Source organism: Pseudomonas sp. HMSC063H08, assembly GCF_001813645.1.
Lineage (GTDB): Bacteria > Pseudomonadota > Gammaproteobacteria > Pseudomonadales > Pseudomonadaceae > Pseudomonas > Pseudomonas aeruginosa.
The window spans coordinates 8014-9133 of sequence record NZ_KV813593.1; the positions used below are offsets into that span (position 1 = coordinate 8014).

1 protein-coding gene is annotated in these 1120 nt (G+C 57.3%); it reads left to right on the forward strand.

What is annotated here, in order from left to right:
• Positions 1-1120 (forward strand): helicase/relaxase domain-containing protein (locus HMPREF2924_RS36655; RefSeq protein ID WP_256567985.1); only part of this gene is annotated, 1120 nt, incomplete at both ends.

Sequence of the window (1120 nt, forward strand, 5' to 3'; positions counted from 1 at the left end):
GGCGAGATCATCGTGAAGGCAGACCAGGCCTCAGTTGCACAGGAGCTGGGAGGCAATCCGGATCGAGCGCTGGCTGCACCGAAGCAGTCGCTGCAGCGGCAGTTGGCAGACGGCCTTCGCTTCCTGGTGAAGGACAAGTTCAAGCTGAATCAACCTGGCGGTCCGTCCGATGGATGGCTGACCCAGGACGCACTCTGGCTGGTGAGCAAGCCTGCAGCCGATCAACTGAGAGCCTACTTGCTGGCCCAGGGTATCGAAGGGGTGCCCTCCTCCAACTCGCCGTTCTTCAACATGCTCCAGGATCAGGCCGTCATCCAGACCAACGCCGAGGACAAAGCCATCTGGACGGCCACGGTAGACAACGGTGCTGGATGGAGAAACAAGTTCACGCTGCTCAAGATTGCTCCAGCCTTGATCTGGACAGACCTTGCCGAGCGTCCCTCCCCCTACAACGGATCACTCGTCGTTGAGGATGGAACCGCCTCAACGGAAAAGTCAGAAACGACCTGTGAAATTCCCAACGAACCGGCTGAGCAGCAGCAAGCACCAGAAGCCAAGATGACGCTCCGCCAACCTGCGCCGAGCGTTGCGAAACCGTCAAACGAGATGCGGGCGATTGCGGAGCCCTCAACTGATGACCAGGAAGAAACAGACGATTTGTACGCGCTTCTTGGTAATATCACTTCGCCACCAGAAGAGCTAGACACTAGCCGCGACTCATCGGCTGTTTCTCCTACGAATACTCGCGGGGAGGAGAACCTACAGCAGCCACTAGGGATCAAGGAGCCAACAGATTGCGCTCCTGAAGCAGTTGAAGACGTATTTATGCCTAGCAGAAGCACTGATCTGGGACAGGGATTCGTTGGCTGGATGAAATCTGGAATCGCGGCCCGTCGCCTGTTCATCAACGACACCAAAGCCTTGGTGCATACCGTCGACGGGACCGCCATGCTGGTCACGCCAGGAATCTTCAAGCGTTATGTCCAGGAGCATCCAGAGCTCGAAAAGCTGGCCCAGGCCAAGGAGACGACCGGCTGGAAGCTGGTGCAGCGCGCGTTCGAGAAACAGGGTCTACACCGGAAGACCAGTAAGAACCTGAACATCTGGACCATCAAGGTTT